This window comes from Bacteroides gallinaceum (assembly GCF_030373775.1).
In the GTDB taxonomy this organism is placed as follows: domain Bacteria; phylum Bacteroidota; class Bacteroidia; order Bacteroidales; family Bacteroidaceae; genus Phocaeicola; species Phocaeicola excrementipullorum.
Genome location: NZ_JAUDEN010000019.1, coordinates 28,368 through 47,065, shown reverse-complemented (window position 1 = coordinate 47,065; position 18,698 = coordinate 28,368). Strand labels below are relative to the sequence as shown.

At 47.1% G+C, this 18,698-nt stretch carries 15 protein-coding genes; 2 read left to right on the top strand and 13 right to left on the bottom strand.

Translation table 11 applies throughout. From position 1 onward, the window contains the following. Positions 1-64: 64 nt before the first annotated feature. Together QUW60_RS11100 and QUW60_RS11095 are read right to left on the bottom strand one after the other, a co-directional pair. A complete protein-coding gene (locus QUW60_RS11100; protein WP_258337333.1) occupies positions 65-772 on the bottom strand; it encodes a metal ABC transporter ATP-binding protein in 708 nt (235 codons plus the stop codon). Then, positions 750-1,652, bottom strand: coding sequence for a metal ABC transporter solute-binding protein, Zn/Mn family (locus tag QUW60_RS11095; RefSeq protein WP_289560508.1), 903 nt, complete (start codon positions 1,650-1,652; stop codon positions 750-752). The genes QUW60_RS11100 and QUW60_RS11095 overlap by 23 nt, the downstream gene beginning before the upstream one ends. A gap of 331 nt (positions 1,653-1,983) precedes the next feature. Between QUW60_RS11095 and QUW60_RS11090 the strand changes: the two genes are divergently transcribed. Further along, a complete protein-coding gene (locus tag QUW60_RS11090; protein WP_258337335.1) occupies positions 1,984-3,207 on the top strand; it encodes an MFS transporter in 1,224 nt (407 codons plus the stop codon). A 130-nt stretch (positions 3,208-3,337) separates the two neighbouring features. Here QUW60_RS11090 and QUW60_RS11085 read toward each other — a convergent pair whose 3' ends face one another. The 7 genes from QUW60_RS11085 to QUW60_RS11055 all read right to left on the bottom strand — a co-directional run bounded on the left by QUW60_RS11085 (position 3,338) and on the right by QUW60_RS11055 (position 12,849). After that, positions 3,338-5,569, bottom strand: coding sequence for a monovalent cation:proton antiporter family protein (locus QUW60_RS11085; protein ID WP_258337336.1), 2,232 nt, complete (start codon positions 5,567-5,569; stop codon positions 3,338-3,340). A gap of 2 nt (positions 5,570-5,571) precedes the next feature. Next, positions 5,572-6,243, bottom strand: a complete 672-nt coding sequence (gene mnmC2, locus QUW60_RS11080; RefSeq protein WP_289560532.1) for a tRNA (5-methylaminomethyl-2-thiouridine)(34)-methyltransferase MnmC2 — start codon at positions 6,241-6,243, stop codon at positions 5,572-5,574. 15 nt (positions 6,244-6,258) lie between these two features. Next, positions 6,259-6,723, bottom strand: coding sequence for a YqaA family protein (locus tag QUW60_RS11075; protein ID WP_289560504.1), 465 nt, complete (start codon positions 6,721-6,723; stop codon positions 6,259-6,261). Further along, the gene (locus QUW60_RS11070) at positions 6,699-7,634 is read right to left on the bottom strand and encodes a hypothetical protein (protein ID WP_289560502.1); all 936 of its coding nucleotides are present in this window, start codon (positions 7,632-7,634) and stop codon (positions 6,699-6,701) included. The genes QUW60_RS11075 and QUW60_RS11070 overlap by 25 nt, the downstream gene beginning before the upstream one ends. 10 nt (positions 7,635-7,644) lie before the next feature. Then, entirely contained in the window at positions 7,645-8,919 is a 1,275-nt protein-coding gene (purD, locus tag QUW60_RS11065) for a phosphoribosylamine--glycine ligase (RefSeq protein ID WP_289560500.1), read from the bottom strand. Positions 8,920-8,993: 74 nt separating this feature from the next. Continuing rightward, positions 8,994-11,279, bottom strand: a complete 2,286-nt coding sequence (locus QUW60_RS11060; RefSeq protein ID WP_289560498.1) for a S9 family peptidase — start codon at positions 11,277-11,279, stop codon at positions 8,994-8,996. Positions 11,280-11,283: 4 nt separating this feature from the next. Continuing rightward, a complete protein-coding gene (locus QUW60_RS11055) occupies positions 11,284-12,849 on the bottom strand; it encodes a THUMP domain-containing class I SAM-dependent RNA methyltransferase (RefSeq protein WP_289560496.1) in 1,566 nt (521 codons plus the stop codon). A gap of 424 nt (positions 12,850-13,273) precedes the next feature. Here QUW60_RS11055 and QUW60_RS11050 point away from each other — a divergent pair, with 424 nt between their 5' ends. After that, positions 13,274-13,456, top strand: a complete 183-nt coding sequence (locus tag QUW60_RS11050) for a hypothetical protein (RefSeq protein ID WP_258337342.1) — start codon at positions 13,274-13,276, stop codon at positions 13,454-13,456. A 65-nt stretch (positions 13,457-13,521) separates the two neighbouring features. Here QUW60_RS11050 and QUW60_RS11045 read toward each other — a convergent pair whose 3' ends face one another. Genes QUW60_RS11045 through QUW60_RS11030 form a run of 4 tightly spaced genes read right to left on the bottom strand, consistent with a single transcriptional unit; the run spans position 13,522 to position 18,629 of the window. Then, on the bottom strand, positions 13,522-14,250 hold the full coding sequence (locus QUW60_RS11045) for a hypothetical protein (RefSeq protein ID WP_289560494.1): 729 nt from the start codon (positions 14,248-14,250) through the stop codon (positions 13,522-13,524). 20 nt (positions 14,251-14,270) lie between these two features. Next, positions 14,271-15,245 carry an OmpH/Skp family outer membrane protein gene (locus tag QUW60_RS11040; RefSeq protein WP_289560492.1) on the bottom strand — a complete coding sequence of 325 codons (975 nt, stop codon included), beginning with the start codon at positions 15,243-15,245 and terminating at the stop codon, positions 14,271-14,273. A 14-nt stretch (positions 15,246-15,259) separates the two neighbouring features. Beyond that, on the bottom strand, positions 15,260-16,975 hold the full coding sequence (locus QUW60_RS11035) for a PL29 family lyase N-terminal domain-containing protein (RefSeq protein WP_289560490.1): 1,716 nt from the start codon (positions 16,973-16,975) through the stop codon (positions 15,260-15,262). 28 nt (positions 16,976-17,003) lie between these two features. After that, a complete protein-coding gene (locus QUW60_RS11030) occupies positions 17,004-18,629 on the bottom strand; it encodes an Ig-like domain-containing protein (protein WP_289560489.1) in 1,626 nt (541 codons plus the stop codon). Positions 18,630-18,698: the final 69 nt, after the last annotated feature.

The window sequence follows — 18,698 nt, the reverse complement described above, 5'->3', positions numbered from 1 at the left end:
ATTCAATGGGGGCAAAGATAGCAAACATTTGTCAATGAGCACACCGCATTTACTATGAATCTTCTCAAACACTCGTTAAATGTTCTTCCAGCCACTCCTGTGAGACTTGGGTGTCGGGGTGGTAGTGGAGAGTTCCGTTCACGAAAGCGATGCTTTTGGCATGATGCAGCACGGTGGCGATGTCGTGGCTTACGAGGATGATGGCGCATTCGCGGTTGATTTCCTCCAGCAGGGCGTAAAGTTTTTGGGCGAACTGTTTGTCGATATAGGTGTCGGGTTCGTCCAGTATGATGGCCTGCGGGTTGGATACTAAAGCGCGTCCCAGCAGTGCACGTTGCATCTGTCCTCCGCTCAATTGTCCGATGGCGCGTTTCTCCAGTCCTTGCAGCCCCATGCGGGCAATGGTTCGTTGCACCTGTGCGTGCTGTTCCGTTGTAAACGGGCGGAACAGTGACTTTTGTTTGTTGAGTCCCGACAGAACCACTTCGTAGACGGAAATGGGAAATTTCTTGTCGATGGTGTTGTATTGAGGCAGATAGCCTATGCTGATTTCGTTTGTCCTTTTCCCCTGCAGGCTGTATGCTATGTCGCCTGATGCGGGTTTCAGCAGCCCCAGTATCATTTTGATCAGTGTCGTTTTTCCGCCTCCGTTAGGCCCGATGATTCCTAAAAAGTCATTCGGATAGATTTCGAGGTTCACATTCCGGAGTACGATTTTGCCTTCGTACCCGCCGGATATTCGGGAGAGTTTAATCAGTGGCTGTCGGTCCATTCTCGGAAGCGTTTGATGGGTTTCTGTTCAATGTTTCGGCAATGCGCAGCATTTCTTCATTCCAGCGGTAGCTGAGCGGGTTGATTTCCACCAGCCTCAGTCCGAGTTCTTTTGCAATCAGTTCTGCATTGCGCCGGTCGAATTCTTTTTGGATAAAAACGGTGCGTACCTGCTTTTCCTTGCAGGTTCGGATCAGTTGTTGCAGATAAGCCGGCGACGGTTCTTTCCCTTCGGTTTCGATGCAGATTTGCGTGAGTCCGTAGTCCCGGGCAAAATAGGTCAGTGACGGGTGGTAGATGAGGAACGCTGAGTCCGCTTCCTCCATTTTTTCCGTGATTTTCCGTTCCGTGCCGCCAATGACTTCCATCAGGCTGTCCTTCCGGTTTTCGTAGTAAACCGTGTTGGTGGTGTCTATCTTGCAGAGTGCTCTGCATATGTTGGCGGCTATCAGCCGGGCATTCGCCGGGGAGTTCCAGATGTGTGGGTCGGCATGGGCAAGTTCGTGCTGATCTTTGTGAGCATATTCGTTGATTGGCATTATGCCTTCCGACATGTCGTAGAAAGGCATATCGGGAGCATTGCTTTTCAGCTTTTCAATCCAGGCCCGCTCGAAACCGATTCTGCCTATGCAGAAGTAAGCCTTGCTTTTTGCGAACTGTACCATCTGTTGTGGGGTCGGGTCGTATGTTTCCGGATTGCTTCCTTCGGGAACCATGCTTATTACGCGGTATTTTTCTCCTGCGATAGCTTCTGTAAAGTAACGCAGCGGTTCAATGCTCACGGTGATGGTTGGGCCGTTTCCGTTTCCTTTGTTCGTTGTGCAGGCCGCAAGCGACCATATCATAAAAAGAAGCAGTGCCAGGCTTTTGTATTTTCTCATGCAAGTTCTTGTTTTATGTGATGTCTGCAAAGCTACAAAAACTTTGCGAAAACAGGCGGATGACTTGACGTTTTCTTTATCTCCAGGCTGGAGATATAAATCTTCAGGCTAAAGATACATATCTCCAGCTTGGATATCTCTGTCTTCAGACTGGAGATAAGGATTGTTTTTTTGTGCACATATCTTTTGCGCCCGTTTTCCGGAAATTCTGACGCGTTTCTGCATGTGTGTCATGAAGATTGTTCTTTTTGCCTTTTCTCCGCGGCTGAAAAAACTGTATATTTGCGGCCGGATTGATTTGGCAATTCATAGATAGAAGCAGGAGGTTGTAATGGGATATAAGATAACGGACAAACTGAAAGGAAGCCAGCATGTGGCGGAAGGAACTGCCTATGCGATTTTGTTTACAATAGGCCTTTGCCATCTGTTGAATGATATGATTCAGTCGGTTATTCCCGCCCTTTATCCCTTGCTGAAAGATAAGTTCGGATTCACTTTCGCCCAGATAGGTGTAATAACGTTGGTGTTTCAGATCACCTCGTCGGTGTTGCAGCCGTTTGTGGGGCAATATGCCGACCGCCATCCCCAGCCTTATTCTTTGTCTTTGGGAATGGGATTCACGCTTGTGGGACTCGTGTCGCTGGCCTTTGCTCCCAGTTTTCTGCTTATACTGCTGTCTGTCGCGCTGATAGGCTGCGGTACGGCTGTGTTCCATCCGGAAGCATCGCGTGTGGCGCAGATGGCGTCGGGTGGGAGAAAGAGTCTGGCGCAGTCAATATTTCAGGTTGGAGGCAACGGAGGAAGTGCTGTTGGTCCGTTGCTGACGGCTTTGATTGTTATACCCTACGGCCAGCACGCTGTGGGGTGGTTTGCTCTTGCGGCTTTGTTGGCTTCACTGCTGCTTGCCCGTGTGGGAAACTGGTACAGCATGATGCTGGCAGAGATAAAGACCCGTTGCCTCAGGCAGAAGGCGATGTGCGCTTTGCCTAAAAGAACGGTACGCATGGCGCTATGGATTCTGGTATTGATGATATTTTCAAAGTATTTCTTCAACGCCTGCATGACGAGTTATTTTACCTTTTATCTGATCGACAAGTTTGGCATCAGCGTGCAGCAGTCACAATATTGCCTGTTTGCCTATCTGGCCGCTTTTGCTATAGGCACGCTACTTGGCGGCTTTATCGGTGACCGCTATGGGCGCAAGTATGTCATCTTGTTCTCTATATTGGGTGCTGCTCCTTTTACGTTGGCGCTGCCTTATCTTAATCTGGGGTGGACCATTGTGATGTCTGTCATGTCCGGACTCATCATCGCTTCCGCCTTTGCGGCTATTGTAGTATATGCAACCGATCTGATGCCTGATAAGGTGGGCATGATTGCAGGCATCTTTTTCGGCCTTATGTTCGGCTTAGGAGGTATCGGCTCCGCATTTTTCGGTTGGCTGGCTGATCTTACCAGCATTGAGTATATATTTCGGGTAAGTACATGGCTGCCTCTTTTCGGTGTCATTGCCGTGTTTTTGCCAGATGTCCGTTCGGGCAAGAAGGTTAGCTGACTGTATCCTCGTCGGGCCGGATTTTCTGTTGGTTTGCTTATGGAGGGTCGGTGGGAGAAAGTATTTCTGAAGGCGTGGATACATGGACGTTCATATAAAGTCATGTATTCACGCCTTTTATACGGCATTGTCAGATAATTTCCTGTTCTGCTCCTTTCTTTCCAACAATCCAAATGATGTCACCGGCCTGGAAAAGGGTGTCGGGTCCGGGATTCATTGTGATTTGCTTGTCGCGTTCCAGACCGAGGACGATGAAAGCTTTGGTCTTGATGTCGCTTAGCCGTTTGTTGTTCAGTTTTGAGGTCGTTTCAAGACAAATGTTGCGGATACCCATCGGCAGGCGTTTGTCGGGATTTTTTCCCGTTTCCCTTCTGGTGTCCAGTTCCTGGCCGAATCTTTTCAGATCCTCATCGGTGCCGACAGCAGTTATTTTATCGTATGGATAAATGCTTTCATTTCCTTCCGGGAGGTCGATCTGATTTTCTCCCCGGGTGATGGAAATGATGTTTATCCGGAATCGGGTGCGCGGAGCTATTTTTTTCAGCATGCTTCCAGCACTGCACGAATCAGGAGAAACGGTGAAATCTGCTGTGTGTAAGTTGGCAAGCTGGTCGGCCCCGTCGAATAAAGACTTTGTCTGATTCATCTTTTCTTGGGTATCTTCTTGTCCCATAAAATTCTGGTTGAACCGTTCTTCAATCATCAGCGACTGCTTGCGAAGGCGTTTTGAGAAGTAGAAGCTGATGACAATGGCTGCGGCAACGATTAGGGCGGCTCCGGAGGCAACATTGAACAGCCGTACTACGAGGCTCATCAGGATTGCAATACAAAACAGCACCTTGACCAGTATCAGTGATACCAGCGCTCCCCGGTTGAAGCGGTTGTCATTCCATAGTTTCTGGAACTCGGGAGAGTGGTTCTTTTTGGTGATGATAGCCCATAGCAGTGGCGACACTACTGAAAATATAATGGCTGTACCTAAGGCAGTTCCATATATTCCCGGCAACCTTTCCTGGATAAACGGATAGATCTGCGAGAAGAACAGAGCAATGAATACGATACAAATTGTCAGGTAGACAGTCACGCCGATAAACATACTTTTCAGCAGCTTGTTCCAGTCGTTCTGGTGGCGGTCGGACATGGTTCCGGCCGCATATTTGGCCAGCAGCTGGTCTAATCCCTGCGGAATATGTTTTTCTAGCAGATTGTATGCCGGTCCTGAAAGTCTGATCATGTAGGGAGTGAAGAAAGTCGTTATGACAGAAACGGCGACAATAATCGGATACAGGTTGCTGTCGGTGACTTTCAGACTTACACCGAGTGAGGCGATAATGAATGAGAATTCGCCTACTTGAGTCAAGGAGAATCCGGACTGTACGGCTACCTTCAGCGATTGTCCGGAAAGCAGGATGCCGATTGTCCCGAAGAATGTCTGTCCGGCCAGTACCAGCAAAGTCAGAATGATGATGGGGATAATGTATTCTGCAATAACATGCGGATCAATCATCATGCCTACTGAAACGAAGAAGATTGCAGCGAACAGGTCTTTAACAGGCTGTACAACCCGGCTGATCTTTTCGCTTTCTATCGTTTCAGCGAGGAGTGAACCCATGACAAATGCTCCCAGTGCCGACGAAAATCCGGCCCCTACTGCTATTCTTACCATCAGAAGGCAGAGGCCGAGTGAAACAATCAGCAGAATCTCGTCGCTGATGTATTGGCGTATTTTTTTCATGAAAGTAGGGAGCAGGTAGATGCCCAGTGCAGACCAGAAGATAAGGAAGCCTATCAGCTTGAACAAGCTGCCCAACAGGGCTGTTCCTTCAAAATGCTGACTGGCAGCGAGTGTAGACAATACAACCAGCATGACAACTCCCACCAGATCTTCTACGACCAGTATGCCAAGCACGATGCCTGTGAACTTCTGTTGCAGAAGGTTCATGTCGTTGAATGCCTTGAAAACGATGGCTGTGGACGACATGGAGAGCATGCCTCCAAGAAAGAGGCTGGTGATGTGGGTGAATCCCATTGCGTTTCCTGCCGTGTAGCCCAAAAACATCATTCCTGCCACAATGGTGAGTGTGGCGATAACGGCGCTTAATCCTACATTCAGCAGTTTCCGGAATGAAAATTCCAGTCCCATGGCAAAAAGGAGGAAGATAACGCCTATATCTGCCCAGATCTTGATGTTGGCGGTATCTGTTACGTTGGGCAGGAAGCTGACGGACGGCCCTGTAATGAATCCGGCCACTATATAGCCGAGGATGACAGGCTGTTTGAGCCATTTGAACAGAATTGTGACACATCCCGCTACAATCAGGATGGTCCCTAAGTCTGAAATGAGTGGTGCAAGTTCTGACATGGTTATTTCGTTTTTGAGTTGAGTTTTGTTGCTCTTAGTATTTCACGTTTTCCTCCCGGGGGCTCTGGAAGCCGTTCTACTGTTAATCCTGCTGATTGCAGCATCCGGCGTACAGTTCCTTTGGCGCAATAGGTAGTGAGGATGCCTTCCGGATTCATTTTGCTGTAAAGGTAATCAAAAAGTTTCTGATTCCACATTTCAGGCTGCTTCTCAGGGGCGAATGCGTCAAAATAAATTAAATCATAGCATTCGTCAAATAGGTGTTGCGTGAAATCTCCTTTTATCTTCAGCAAGGTGAAGTATGGTGTTATACGTTGTGGAGAACCCCATTCGGCTTCGTGCAGTTTGTAGAATGTGCCTGCTTGATCAGGAGCTATCGTTTCCGGATAGTGGAGAGAGCTTGCGGTCGTTTTATCCAGCGGATACCGTTCGATGGTTGTGTAATATATATGTTTATGCGTTTCTTCTGCTTTCAGAAGCGTCAGAAAAGCGTTTAGTCCGGTGCCGAATCCGACTTCCAGAAGTTTGACTTCCTGTTTCCGGCAATGTTCCAGCCCCATTTTTATAAAAATGTGATCCGATTCTGTAAGTGCGCCTTTTATGGAATGATAGTGTTCGTCAAGTTCCGGGACGAACAGTGTGTTGCTTCCGTCTGCTGTCTTTTCAATCTGTATCATAATTATTGGCATTTAACTGATAAGTTGTGCTGTCCCGATAGCTGTCATGACAATGACAGCGTACCGTATTAGTTTTCCGATGCTCATGGCGGCAGAAACGATCCATACATTGGCTTTCATGAGTCCAAGTGCGATGAGAAGTGCATCGCCGATGACCGGGAGGAAAGAAAACAGGGCCATCCAGGATCCCTTTCCGTGTATGAACCGTGCGGCTTTGTCCAGTTGTTTCCGGCTCACGCGAAAATATTTTTCTATCCATTCCATTTTGCCCAGTCTTCCTATCCAATAGCAAGTCAGGCCGCCAAGCACGTTGCCCAGTGTCGTGGACAGAGTGGAGAGCAGCGGGTCAAGCCCTAAGGCAACGCACGCGAGCAAAACAACCTCGGAACTGAACGGAAGAATAGTGCCTGCCAGAAAAGCAGAGATGAACATGCCTCCGTATCCCCAGTCGATCAAGAATTGGATAAAGTTGTCCATAGATTGAATATTGTAAGAAGAATCCATGCTCCTGCCGTTATCCATAACAGGATGCCGGTGAACCGGCTGAAGGTCAGCGCGAACAGATGTCCGCTTGTTATGGCATAGATTACAAGCAGCAGGAGAAAGAATGCATTGAAATAGGAAGGTATGCAAGCTGTCAATGCCAGCACTGCGATGCCGCTCCAGATGATGATTCGGAGCATGATTCGCGTTTGTACCCTGTCCTGGTATCCTTTGTCCATTGTCTGTACGCAACTGATGGCGGTCAGTACCAGCAATAATCCTCCTGCAACCAGTTGTTGCAGAGAGAGTGCGGTGTAGTCTATTGGCGGTATTTCAGCTAGCTGCATGAACAGTTCTGCCATGGCAGCCGGATTGTCATTGTATAAGTAGTAGCAGAATAACAGTACGTAAGGAGTGCTTACGCCGATTAAGCCGGCAAAGAAACTTCTCGGGTTCAGTGAGCGGAGGGCTATCATGAAGCAGTATATCAGCGGCGTCAGATAGAGCAAATGGGGCAGAATCAGGCTGGCTATGCCAAGAAGCAGAAAAGAATGGAATATCTGCGTAGAAGAATGCGAGGATTCGTAACTTCTGAACAAGCATGATATGCTTCCCACATAAAGAAGCGGAATCCATGTTTCGGGCGAATATTCGTGGAGAAACAGACAGCTTGAGTAGAAGTACAGAAACAGAGAGGCATGCAGCGTTGTACGCGTGCGTATGAGTGAGAATGTGGTGTTCAGCTCGATCAGCAGATAAGTTGTGATGCCGCATGCAATGAGCGGAATCAGATTTTCCGGCTTGTTGAGTCCCAACGCAGACGAGATCAGGCAGAAAACAACAGCAACGGGAAAAATTATCTTTCCCGTTGCCAGATGGTATTGGAATCTGTTTCTTTCGAGCATGAATCAATTATTATAGGTCGAATCCGATATCAGACCGGAAATATTTTTTCTCAAAGAGTATCTTTCCGGCATTTTCGAATGATTTCTTAAGAGCTTCGTCTTTGTCTTTTCCATACGAGCTGACTGCTATGACGCGTCCTCCGGAAGTGACGGTTTGTCCGTCCTTTGCGGCGGTGCCAGCATGGAATACGATGCTTCCTCCCGCTTTGGCTTCTTCGATTCCGCTGATGGGAAATCCTTTTTCATAAGCTTCCGGATAGCCTCCTGATACGAGCATGACGCATACGGCCGAGCGCGGGTCTATTTCGAGCGTCTTTTCTGCCAGATTTCCGTTGGCCACCCCTTCGAACAGATCTACCAGATCACTCTTGATGCGCAGCATGACACTTTCCGTTTCGGGATCACCCATGCGTACGTTATACTCAATCACCATCGGATCGCCTTTTACGTTTATGAGTCCGAAGAAGATGAAGCCTTTGTATTCGATTCCCTCTTCTGCCAGTCCTTCTACGGTCGGGCGGATTATACGGTCTTCTACCTTTTGCATCCATTCTTTGTCGGCAAACGGGACAGGAGATACAGATCCCATGCCGCCGGTGTTCAGCCCTTTGTCGCCTTCTCCTATTCGTTTGTAGTCTTTAGCTTCGGGCAGAATCTTGTAGCTTTTCCCGTCGGTCAGGACAAATACGGAGCATTCGATGCCGCTTAGGAACTCTTCGATGACAACTGTTGCAGATGCATCTCCAAACATTCCGCCCAGCATCTCTTTCAGCTCTTTCTTGGCTTCTTCAAGTGTCGGCAGAATCAATACGCCCTTTCCGGCGCAAAGACCATCCGCCTTCAATACGTATGGAGCCTGCAGTGTTTCCAGAAAAGCCAGCCCTTCTTCCAGATTGCCGGCGGTTATGCTTTTGTAGCCGGCGGTAGGTATATGGTGCCGCTGCATGAATCCTTTGGCAAACTCTTTGCTTCCTTCAAGTACGGCACCGGCTTTTGACGGACCGATGACAGGAATGCTTTTCAAGGCACTGTCATTCTTGAAATAGTCGTATATACCTTTTACCAGTGGATCTTCGGGGCCTACGACTACCATGTTGATGCCGTTGTTGAGAACGAAAGCGCGTATGGCATCGAAATCGTTGGCTTTGATGTCCACGTTTTCGCCAACTTCACTTGTTCCGGCATTTCCCGGAGCGATAAACAGTTTCTCAATTTTGGGACTTTGAGCAATTTTCCATGCCAGCGCATGCTCGCGTCCGCCTGAACCTAAAAGCAAAAGTTTCATAATATCTTTTTTTAGCTTCCATTGCCGCAGACTGTACGGATCGCTGTTGTGTGCGGTCTGCGGCTTTGAATGTTTTATTTCAAATGATCTTCAAAGTAACGCGTGATATGTTCGTGCAGGTGCACCCGGTCGCGTCCCACCATGTTGTGTCCGTCCTCGGGATAGATGAACAGATCGGGATGAGTGCCGGCATTGATACATGCACGTAAGAATGTATAGGTATGTTGCGGTACACAAGTCGGGTCTGTTCCGCCGATGATGATTTCCAGCCGCCCTTTCAGGTTGCCGGCTTTTTGTTTCAGGTCAGAACCTTTATATCCTTCCGGATTGGTTTCCGGCGTGTCCATGTACCGTTCGCCATACATCACTTCATAATATTTCCAGTCGATGACCGGACCTCCGGCAACGCCTGTCTTGAAAATATCCGGATAGGTCAGCATCAGATTGGTTGTCATGAATCCTCCGAAGCTCCATCCGTGTACTCCGATGCGGTTGCTGTCAACGTATGGCAGCGATTTCAAGAATTCAGCCCCTTTTACCTGGTCTTTCATCTCTTCTACACCAAGGTGGCGGAACGTCACATTCTCAAATCTGATACCCCGATTGTCACTTCCTCTGCTGTCTACCGTAAGCATCACATATCCTTTCTGCGCCATATAAAGATCCCATCCGCGTGCATCGTAGAAACGCGTGTCGTGAATCATTTGTGCATGAGGGCCTCCATATACATAGATGACGGCCGGATATTTCTTGCTCGGGTCGAAGTCTACTGGTTTGATGAGGCGGTAATACAGATCGGTCACCCCATCGGCAGCCTTGATTGTTCCCACACTGATTTCGGGCATGTTGAACTGTTCTTCCATCGGGTCGGAAGCTGTAAGCAGGTTGGTCCCTTTCTTTCCGTTTGCCGGAAGAATGCTGATGCTTCGTCCCACCTTGGAAGATGTAAAGCTGTCGATGATGTAATTGCCGGAAGCAGAAACTTGAGCAGCATGGACACCTTCGCCGCTTCCTATCAAGGCGCGTTTCCCGTTCTTTGTGCTCAGTGCAAACACATTGGTCTGGAGGGGAGAGAGTTCGGTGGAAGTGATGATGATTTCTTTCCGTGCCCCGTTGAATCCCAATACAGACTTGACGAGCCATTCGCCTTGTGTCAATGGAACGGTTTTCAGGTATTCGCAGTACTGTGCCTCCTGATCCTTTCCGCTTTTCCATTCGCCTTGTTGTGCGGCCTCTGTATCCATGATATACAGATGATTGAATCCGTCACGCTGACTCTGATAGATGAACTTTGTTTCGTCCCAGGGCAAGAAGATAAGCGGATGCTGGGGCTCTACGTAGCGTGTATGCTTTTCTTCGTAAAGGATGGCTTCCTTTTCTCCCGTCACCGCATTGTAGCTGACCAGTTGCGCATGGTTCTGGTCGCGGTTCAGCTCGATGATGTAGACATGTTTTTCGTCGGGCGACCAGCTTACGTTAGTGAAATAACGGTTGGTCGGATCGCCGGTCTGCAGGTAGATGGTGCGTTTGCTTTTCACGTCATAAATGCCCACCGTTACTTTATGGCTTGTCATTCCAGCCATCGGATATTTGTCCGGTTCGAGCGTAGCGATACGTGTGGAAGTGTTGACCTGCGGATAGTCGGTCACCATACTTTGATCCATGCGGTAGAATGCCAGATAAGACCCTTTAGGGCTCCAGAACGTACCTTTATAAATGCCAAACTCGTTGCGGTGTACGGCCTGTCCGTAAATTACGTCTTTTTCCGGATCTTCCTTGCATCCGGTGCAAACGGAATTTATTTGTGCAGGGAAATCTCCTTCTTTTGCTACAAACAAATGGCGGCCGACGGTATAGGCCATGCATCCGTTTTCTTTGCAGAAGTCAAGGTTGGCTCCGTTTCCTTGGATGCGGAACATGTTCGTGATCTTTTTCTGAGCGAAATCATACCAGACCATGTAGATTTCGTTCCCTTCGCCCATCTCCACTCTGCCTAAGAATGCAATCGTTTTGCGGTCTTTCCAAGGCATGGAGGCAGAGTCCAGCGTGCGGAGCGGCTTGATCTTAAAATCAAGCTTGTAAGGCTTCTCACCGCTCTGCAAAGCTTCGTTCACTTCGTCAAGCGTGACCAGTACGGTTTCTTTTCCTGTCTTGATGTCTACCTCATTGATGGTTTCCACATCAGCGCGTATGCATACATCGCCCCACCACTGGAGTCCTGTAATATTTCTCGGGCGGAGATTTGCGTAATTGTTTCCTCCCGGAATTACATCTTCCAGCGTGTAGGATTTCTTTTCCTGGGCATGTACGGCTGCAATTGACATGATAAACAAGAATATAAATAGAATATTTCGTTTCATTTCATTAATCCTGTTCGTTGTTTTCATCTTTTTGTCTGTCCAGCTCGTGGCGCTTGTGCATATATATGAAGCGTTTGGCCGGGATGCGTTTCTGCTCTTTTTCTGCGTCAGGGCGCTGGCGGTCGTTCGGAAACTCGTCCCTGTTTCTGAAGCCGGACCTGCGTTCGCGTGTGAATTCTTTGCCATCTCCAGCCTTGCGTGTGCGCAGCGAAGGCCTCTCGTCATTATTGCGTCTGAAGTCTTCATCTCTCCATTTCGGGCGTTCGTCATATTTCCTTGGTCCGTTGTCGTTCCATCTTGGGCGTTCGTCGTCGCGTCTTGGCCTTCTTTCTCTTTTCCCGTATTCAACTTTCTCTCCGTGGTGGCGGTTGCGGACTGGCCTTTCAGCATTCTCCTTCTTCAATCCTTTTTCAGGATTTTCAGCGCGGAATTCCTTGTATTTTCCATTGAAGATCTGATACTCCCGAAGCTGGCATTCCAGCGCGCCGTTGAAGAGCGGGATCTTTACCGATGCTTTCAGGCCGATCTGTTCGAAACATTCTTCACGATAGCTCAGCACCCATGCGTCATTGCCTGTGAACGCGTGCTTCAGACGTTCTCCGATCATTTCATAAAGTCCTAACAGGTCATCTGAGGAAATACGCTCTCCGTAAGGAGGATTCATGATGATGATGCTTTTCTCTGCGGGCTGTTCAAACTGCTGGAAAGGCTGTATTTTCAATACGATATCTTTGCTCACGCCTGCCGCCTTTACGTTGCGCTGAGCAATTGCGTTGGCTTGAGGATTATTGTCGTATCCGTAAATCTTGTGTGTGAACTCCCTTTCCTGCGAGTCATCATTGTAGATTTCATCAAACAGTTCCTGGTTGAAGTCTTTCCATTTCTCGAATCCGAATTCTTTGCGGAACACTCCGGGAGCGATGTTGCGTGCAATCAAGGCAGCTTCGATAGGAATTGTTCCTGAACCGCACATGGGGTCAATCAGGTCACATTCCCCTCTCCAGCCTGTAAGCAGGATAATACCTGCCGCCAGCACCTCATTAAGCGGAGCTTCCACTTGTTCTTGCCTGTATCCCCGGCGGTGGAGCGATTCACCCGAACTGTCAAGCGAGAGCGTGCAGTTGTTCTCTGCTATATGTATGTTGATCTGGATATCCGGATTGTTGATGCGGACAGAAGGACGGTTTCCTGTTTTTTCACGGAAATAGTCAGCTATCGCATCCTTTACCTTATATGCTACAAACTTTGAATGGCGGAAATCCTCGGAAAAGATAACCGAGTCGACGGCAAAAGTGTTTGTGGCGTCAAGATACTCTTCCCATGCTATATCTTTAACGGCGTTGTATACCTCATCTGCAGTTGTTGCGGTAAAATGCTTGATGGGTTTCAAAATGCGTATGGCTGTGCGCAGATAGAAATTCGCCTTGTACATCATGGCTTTGTCCCCGGAAAATGAAACCATGCGGTTGCCGATCTGTATGTCTTCGGCTCCGAGTTCAGTGAGTTCCTGTGCCAGTACCTCTTCCAGTCCCTGGAATGTTTTGGCAATAAGCTCAAATTTTTGATTCATTGTGATAAAATTACGTAATTTCAATTGATGGTGCAAAAGTATGAATTTTCAGTCAGTCGGTCAACTGTTTATAGGGGTTTCTTTGGAGGATGGGCAAGATTTTCTGGTGTTGGAGGATGCTTTCATTTTTCAAGATTATGCCTTTCTGTCGTTTCTTGGTTTGTCAGTCCCACTTCATGAGAATTGGTCAGATCGAAAGAGAGATGGAGTAAGAACTTGTCGTTTAAATTTGCCAATAAAATACTATTCGATCAGGTTCTTTTGCGTTTGTTTCCTGTCTGTTGTTCCGATTCTATTCGTCAGATAGCCCGCTATCTTCCTCATCACACAAACGGAAATGCCTCAAAAACTCATCCCAAATCAGCACACGATAAATTCAAAACAGTTTCTGAAACGAACAGACTCCAAGTGAGGATAATCGCTTATGGAAGATTTGCTGGCGGTCGCAGCGGACACCATCTTGATGAAAAGGCAGGTTCAGCCCTCAATGACCTATGGCAAGTTGAAGAAGGTTGCTTGGATTAAAAGTTTTGGACGTTACTCCTTCAACAACTTCATCTCCCATTCTGTTGCATGCTGCTTCTTTGAAAAGAAAGCCCGTCCTTGATCTGCTCTATCAGGGACGGGCTGCTTGCAAACTTTGAATGATTTTCAGAATAAGAACATCTGGTGTTAATCTGTTTCATTCAAGCCATATTTTTCTAACTCGGTCTGCTCCCATTGTTCTTGTTGCTTCTTTATTTTGCTCCGTTGGCTATAATATGTGTCCTCTGTAACGAATATCAGGCGTTCGCATGCGTTCAGATATGAGGTCGGGACATCGGGAGCATTGATTGTGGTTTTCACAGAAATGACATCTCCTTGTTTTTTGCCGGCACAGTATATGGACTGTTTGTCATAGCCGATATTGCCTTTGTCGCCTGCCATGAGAAAATAGATATAAAAGGAGGACTTTTTTGCGTCTTTCTTCAGTTTGATGTCGAATGTCACTTCGAGTTTTACCCCTTCGCTTCCGAGATTACGGATCTTAGGCAGGAGCACTTCTTTTATGGTAATGTCCGATATGACTGTATACTGTAAGCTGTCAGTCTGTTCATAAGGAATAGTCTTTCCAGCCATTTCATCGGCATAAGGACGTGCTTTTTTTTCCGTTTCTTTGAGTGCATCTTCCATTTTCTGGAAAGCCTCTTTTAATTTTTCGAGATTGTTGTCTGCCTTTTCTTTGTTTTTGTCTTCTTTTATCGCTTTGTTTATGTCGCTGAGATCCTGAAGCATGTCTGTTGTCGTTTTCTCATACATGGACGGAATTTTACCGAACATGCTGTCTGCGGAGCCGTTTCCTCCACAGGAAATTATGGCGAATGCAACTGTACAGATGAATATAAGATGTTTACATTTCATATGATTGAAGTTTTTCAGAGTTATTTTCCTTCCCAGTTGACAGGTATATTTTTTATTTCAAATCCTTTAAACTGATATGTGTCAAATTTGATCAGTTTGATGATTTTGGCGTTTTTGCTGACTCCTTTCAGTAGGATTTCACATTTTACGGGTATTTCTCCGGGCACAGGGACACCTGTCGGGCCTACGGCTTTTCCACCGACCGTGAATTCATCGCCTCCGAATTCGTACATGTTCCCTTGATCGTCCCATGCACGGCCTCCACCCCAGTTCAGATAGGTTTCCTCCGATTGGGTGTTGGTCATCAGGAAATTGATTAATACATTGTTGCTTCCCTCTATGAGATTATCTTTGTATTCCAGTTTCAGTTGTCGGGTAGGAGAAAGCACACTGGTAGCATCGCTGGCATCACTTCCGGATGAAATGTTTTGTCCTGTTTCTTGCCCGCGTGTGATGGGAATGTTTCTGACTTCGAATCCTTTATACTGATAGGTGTTGATTTCTATCTTTTTGATGGATGTAGCTTCTGCATTGACATCTTTCAGACGTATCAATGTCTTTAATGGGATATCTGACGGAATTCCTACACCGGATGGAGATACTTGTTCCCCTCCTATGGTAAAAAAGTTATAGTCGAATTCATAGGTGTTTCCCAGGTTGTCATACCCTTTTCCTCCTCCCCAGTTCAGACCGATTTCCTTGTCTGTAGTGTTGGTTATTTTCAGTACGACTACTACGTCGTGTCCTTCGTCATAGCATTCCACGAATTCCAGTTGCAGATCGTGAGACGGTGACAACGTTTTGGTTTTCCCATTTGATGCGGTGGATAGCACCTTTCCATCTAAGGTATTGTTGACATCTTCCAGCTTCTGGTTGGTTTCTTCCAATGCTTTGTTCACTTTTTTTAGGAAGTTTCCAAATTTGCTTTGGGCTTGTGCGTTTGTGCTTGCCATAAGCAGGCAAGCACAAAACATAAAGAATATGTTTCTTTTCATTTTTTATGTTTTTCTTAGTGAGTAAATTCCACGTCGGTGTAAATCATTTCAGCCTGATAGTCGCCGTTTTCAGACTTGATGACAATCCGAACCGTGTGTTTTCCTGTCAGCATATCGGTCGTGACGTTCATGCGTATGATATATGAGTTGGTAATCGCTCCGGTCACTTTCAGGTCATCAAGCGAAACGCCTTGAAACGTGCTGGGAACATCCATCCATGTGCCTCCGGTATATTTGGCGAAGTTGCGGGGGTTCTCTTTTGTCAGTGTGCTCCATGAGTATGTTTCGTCTTTATAGCTGCTCGTATTGCTGAAAACGACGTGTATGGTACCGCGGGTGCTTCCCCAGTCATAGTGTTCATAGCCTTTGTGTACAGATTCTACAGACCATTCCGGGCGTTTGTTTGGATAGTTCGGTTCGTCCGTGAAGTGGATATAGATCCGGTTGGCTCCCGGGCGGAACGTGAAGTTTTCGTCTGCGAAATGCAGCATAATTCCTCCGCATTCGTCATAGCTGCTGCCTCCGGTGCCATAGTTCGGTACCAGATCTTCCAGCCATTTCTCGGCGAATCCTTGTGTCCGTGATGTCCCGGATACCCCGCGGTCATTCAGATAGGAATGCAGGTTTTCAACAGTGGTGATGTCTATCGCACCGTTTACGAACAGTGTGGAACTTCCAACACATCCGAACCGTACATCCATCGTTTGGGACAGCGTTTCAGACCATTCCGTGATTTCTTCTGCTATGGCATTAGCTTCCTCACTCATGCTTGATGAATTGTCCACCAGAAATACGATGTCAGCTTTTGCCCGTGAGCTTGTATTTGTGCTGCGGCGTGAAGGCTGTGCCATGTCTTCTCCGTTGATTACGGTGATGGCTTTCGGTTCTCCGTCCACTTCCAGCCAAATGTTTTGTCCGGCTTCTCCGGTCCCGTAGAGTTTCATCCATTCGTCCGTTTCCGGTATCTGGATTCCTGTAAGGCTCATGCACAGTACATCGTTCTCAGAACCTTCCTCAAAGTAGAAGGCAGGTTGCGGTATGTTCAGGTTGCCTTCTTCGGTGAGGGATGGGGTTTCTCCCGCATCCTTGTCTGAGATTCCTATGACAGCATGAGCGTCATAAGGGATTTCTATTTTTTCTCCGTTTGAGGCCAGTGTCAGTATGATATGCTCGTCTTCTGTCTTTGCCGAGGTTAGGAATGGAGCTTTTTGGTTTTTGTTGTCTTCCGTCAGACTGATCGGATTGCCCGATGCGTCCAGCACTTTGGTGTAGGTGTTGCCGTTGTCATAGCTTACCGTCCAGACGTTGCTTTCGTCGATTTTTATTTGGGGATAACCGGTTGCACCTGACACGGCTGCTTTATTACCCGATGCGTCGAGCAGCCATGTGGATTCTCCGCTGATCGTTTGTGTCCAGTAGTATTTGTTGTCGGAATCTTTGTCGACTCCAACCAGCAGTGCGCTTTCTTTGTTGTCAAGCCTAACCGAAGTGGCGTCCAAAAAATCTATCGTATATGCATTGTCTGTTGCGGCTGCCATGTTTGTGGCATAGACTCCGTCCTCCATTTTTGTAATTATCGTCTGCAGAGAGGGGATGGCATGGTTCAAATTGTCGATGCTTTCTTTCATATCCAGAGCCACCGCCTGAAGATTGGCTTCTTCATCGCCGTTACTGCAGGAAACGGCAGATACTGCGAGTGATAGTATCACCCAAATGTTTTTAGCTTTCATAAAAGATTTATTTATGTAAATTCGTTATTTAAGGAATACATGTAATGCTTTTCCATTGATGGTTTTTCCATTGATATGTAAATCCATGCGGGCCGTCTATCGCCTGTATCTGATATTTGTTGCTGGTGTTGAGCGTAAGGTCTATGTTTTTTGTTTGCGAATTGACCGGTCCGAATGTGCTGCTATCTACCGTGATGGAGCCAGGATATGTCAGTTTGAGGGTCGTGAGCGCAGGACAGTTTGTGAATACATCCTGGCTGAAGAAGTTTGCTTTGGGCAATGCAATTTCAGTAAGAGCGTTGCAATATGAGAATACGGCTATCCCGAAATTTGTGGCTTCGGGAAGATTGACTTCTTTCAGGGTTTTGCAGCCATTGAATGCTTCATCTCCTATGGTGACGGCTTTGGGCAATGAAATGTTTTCAAGTGAGGTGCATCCGTAGAACATTGCGGCTCCGGTACGCTTTGTCTGGTCGCCTTTTGTTGCTTCTCCCAGTGTTACCAGTTCAGGCATGTTCACGCTGATGAGCGATGTGCAATGATAGAAACTCATGGCACCTATGATAGTGGTTTGAGGGAAATTTGCTTCTTTCAGAGCTGTTTCGAAGAATACGCATTTTTCTATATTCTTTACTTGAGTCATATCAACGGATTCCAGTGCTGTACAATATTGGAATGCGTAGTTTGTGAGTGTTTCTATTCCTGGTGCAGTTACTTTTTTCAGGGCTGTACATTTGTAGAAAGCATACTCACCGACTGTCTTCACTTCTTCGGGGAGGATGATTTCTTGTATCAGTTCGTGCTTGTAGAATGCTTTTTCAGGCATCCCGGGTTGTCCGCCCACCGATGGCCATCCGCTTACTCCGCTCAAATCAAGCATTTCAATGGCTATGCCGTCAAAAGGATTTGCGTTGGCAAAATCTAGTGCAGCATAGTTCCCGATGATGACAAAGTGTGTCACGCCGGCAGCAGAAGCTTCTGATACAGATTGGATTACCTGTTCGGAGGTAGCGTCAGTCAGGTCGATTGTAGCTTTGTTTCCTTCAATTTCTGCGATGGAAATGCTTACCGTTACTTCACAGGAAGCAGTTTTCTCTCCGGCAGTAGCTGTAATCGTGGCTTTTCCTTCGGCTACGGCGGTTACCAGTCCTTCTGATGTTACCGTAGCTACCATTTCGTCTGACGAAGCCCATATAACTTGTGGGTCGGTGGCATTTTCCGGCGTGATTTCTGCAGTCAGTTGGACTGTTTCTCCTTTTTCTGTCATTGTAAGTGCAGAAGGAGATATTTCAATGCTTTCCACCTCAATGGTTTCAGTGGCGATGGTTACCTGACAGGTTGCGCTTTTTCCTCCAGCCGAGGCAGTTATTACCGCATTTCCTTCCGATACGCCTGTCACCGTTCCATTTTGTGATACGGCAGCTACCTTGTCATCGGATGAACTCCAGGTAACACTTACGTGGGAAGCCTCTTCCGGGAGTATGGTTGCTTCCAGATCTTCTGTTTCCCCCACATTCAGAACGAGGCTTGCAGGAGATACTGTTATTTGTGTCATGGCAACAATATTTTCTTCGTCTTCGGAAGAACAGGCGATGAACGTCATTGAAAGGATGACCGTCATCAGTTTGAACAGATTGTGGAATTTACTATTCATAAGACATATTATTTTAAGTTTCTGCAAATAAATAAAATTTAAACGTGGCGAAATATCACCCAAAAGGAT

Coding starts and splice junctions, on each gene's coding strand:
- QUW60_RS11100 (WP_258337333.1), bottom strand. CDS start 772: ATGGACCGACAGCCACTGATTAAACTCTCCCGAATATCCGGCGGGTAC.
- QUW60_RS11095 (WP_289560508.1), bottom strand. CDS start 1,652: ATGAGAAAATACAAAAGCCTGGCACTGCTTCTTTTTATGATATGGTCG.
- QUW60_RS11090 (WP_258337335.1), top strand. CDS start 1,984: ATGGGATATAAGATAACGGACAAACTGAAAGGAAGCCAGCATGTGGCG.
- QUW60_RS11085 (WP_258337336.1), bottom strand. CDS start 5,569: ATGTCAGAACTTGCACCACTCATTTCAGACTTAGGGACCATCCTGATT.
- QUW60_RS11075 (WP_289560504.1), bottom strand. CDS start 6,723: ATGGACAACTTTATCCAATTCTTGATCGACTGGGGATACGGAGGCATG.
- QUW60_RS11070 (WP_289560502.1), bottom strand. CDS start 7,634: ATGCTCGAAAGAAACAGATTCCAATACCATCTGGCAACGGGAAAGATA.
- purD (WP_289560500.1), bottom strand. CDS start 8,919: ATGAAACTTTTGCTTTTAGGTTCAGGCGGACGCGAGCATGCGCTGGCA.
- QUW60_RS11060 (WP_289560498.1), bottom strand. CDS start 11,279: ATGAAACGAAATATTCTATTTATATTCTTGTTTATCATGTCAATTGCA.
- QUW60_RS11055 (WP_289560496.1), bottom strand. CDS start 12,849: ATGAATCAAAAATTTGAGCTTATTGCCAAAACATTCCAGGGACTGGAA.
- QUW60_RS11050 (WP_258337342.1), top strand. CDS start 13,274: ATGGAAGATTTGCTGGCGGTCGCAGCGGACACCATCTTGATGAAAAGG.
- QUW60_RS11045 (WP_289560494.1), bottom strand. CDS start 14,250: ATGAAATGTAAACATCTTATATTCATCTGTACAGTTGCATTCGCCATA.
- QUW60_RS11040 (WP_289560492.1), bottom strand. CDS start 15,245: ATGAAAAGAAACATATTCTTTATGTTTTGTGCTTGCCTGCTTATGGCA.
- QUW60_RS11035 (WP_289560490.1), bottom strand. CDS start 16,975: ATGAAAGCTAAAAACATTTGGGTGATACTATCACTCGCAGTATCTGCC.
- QUW60_RS11030 (WP_289560489.1), bottom strand. CDS start 18,629: ATGAATAGTAAATTCCACAATCTGTTCAAACTGATGACGGTCATCCTT.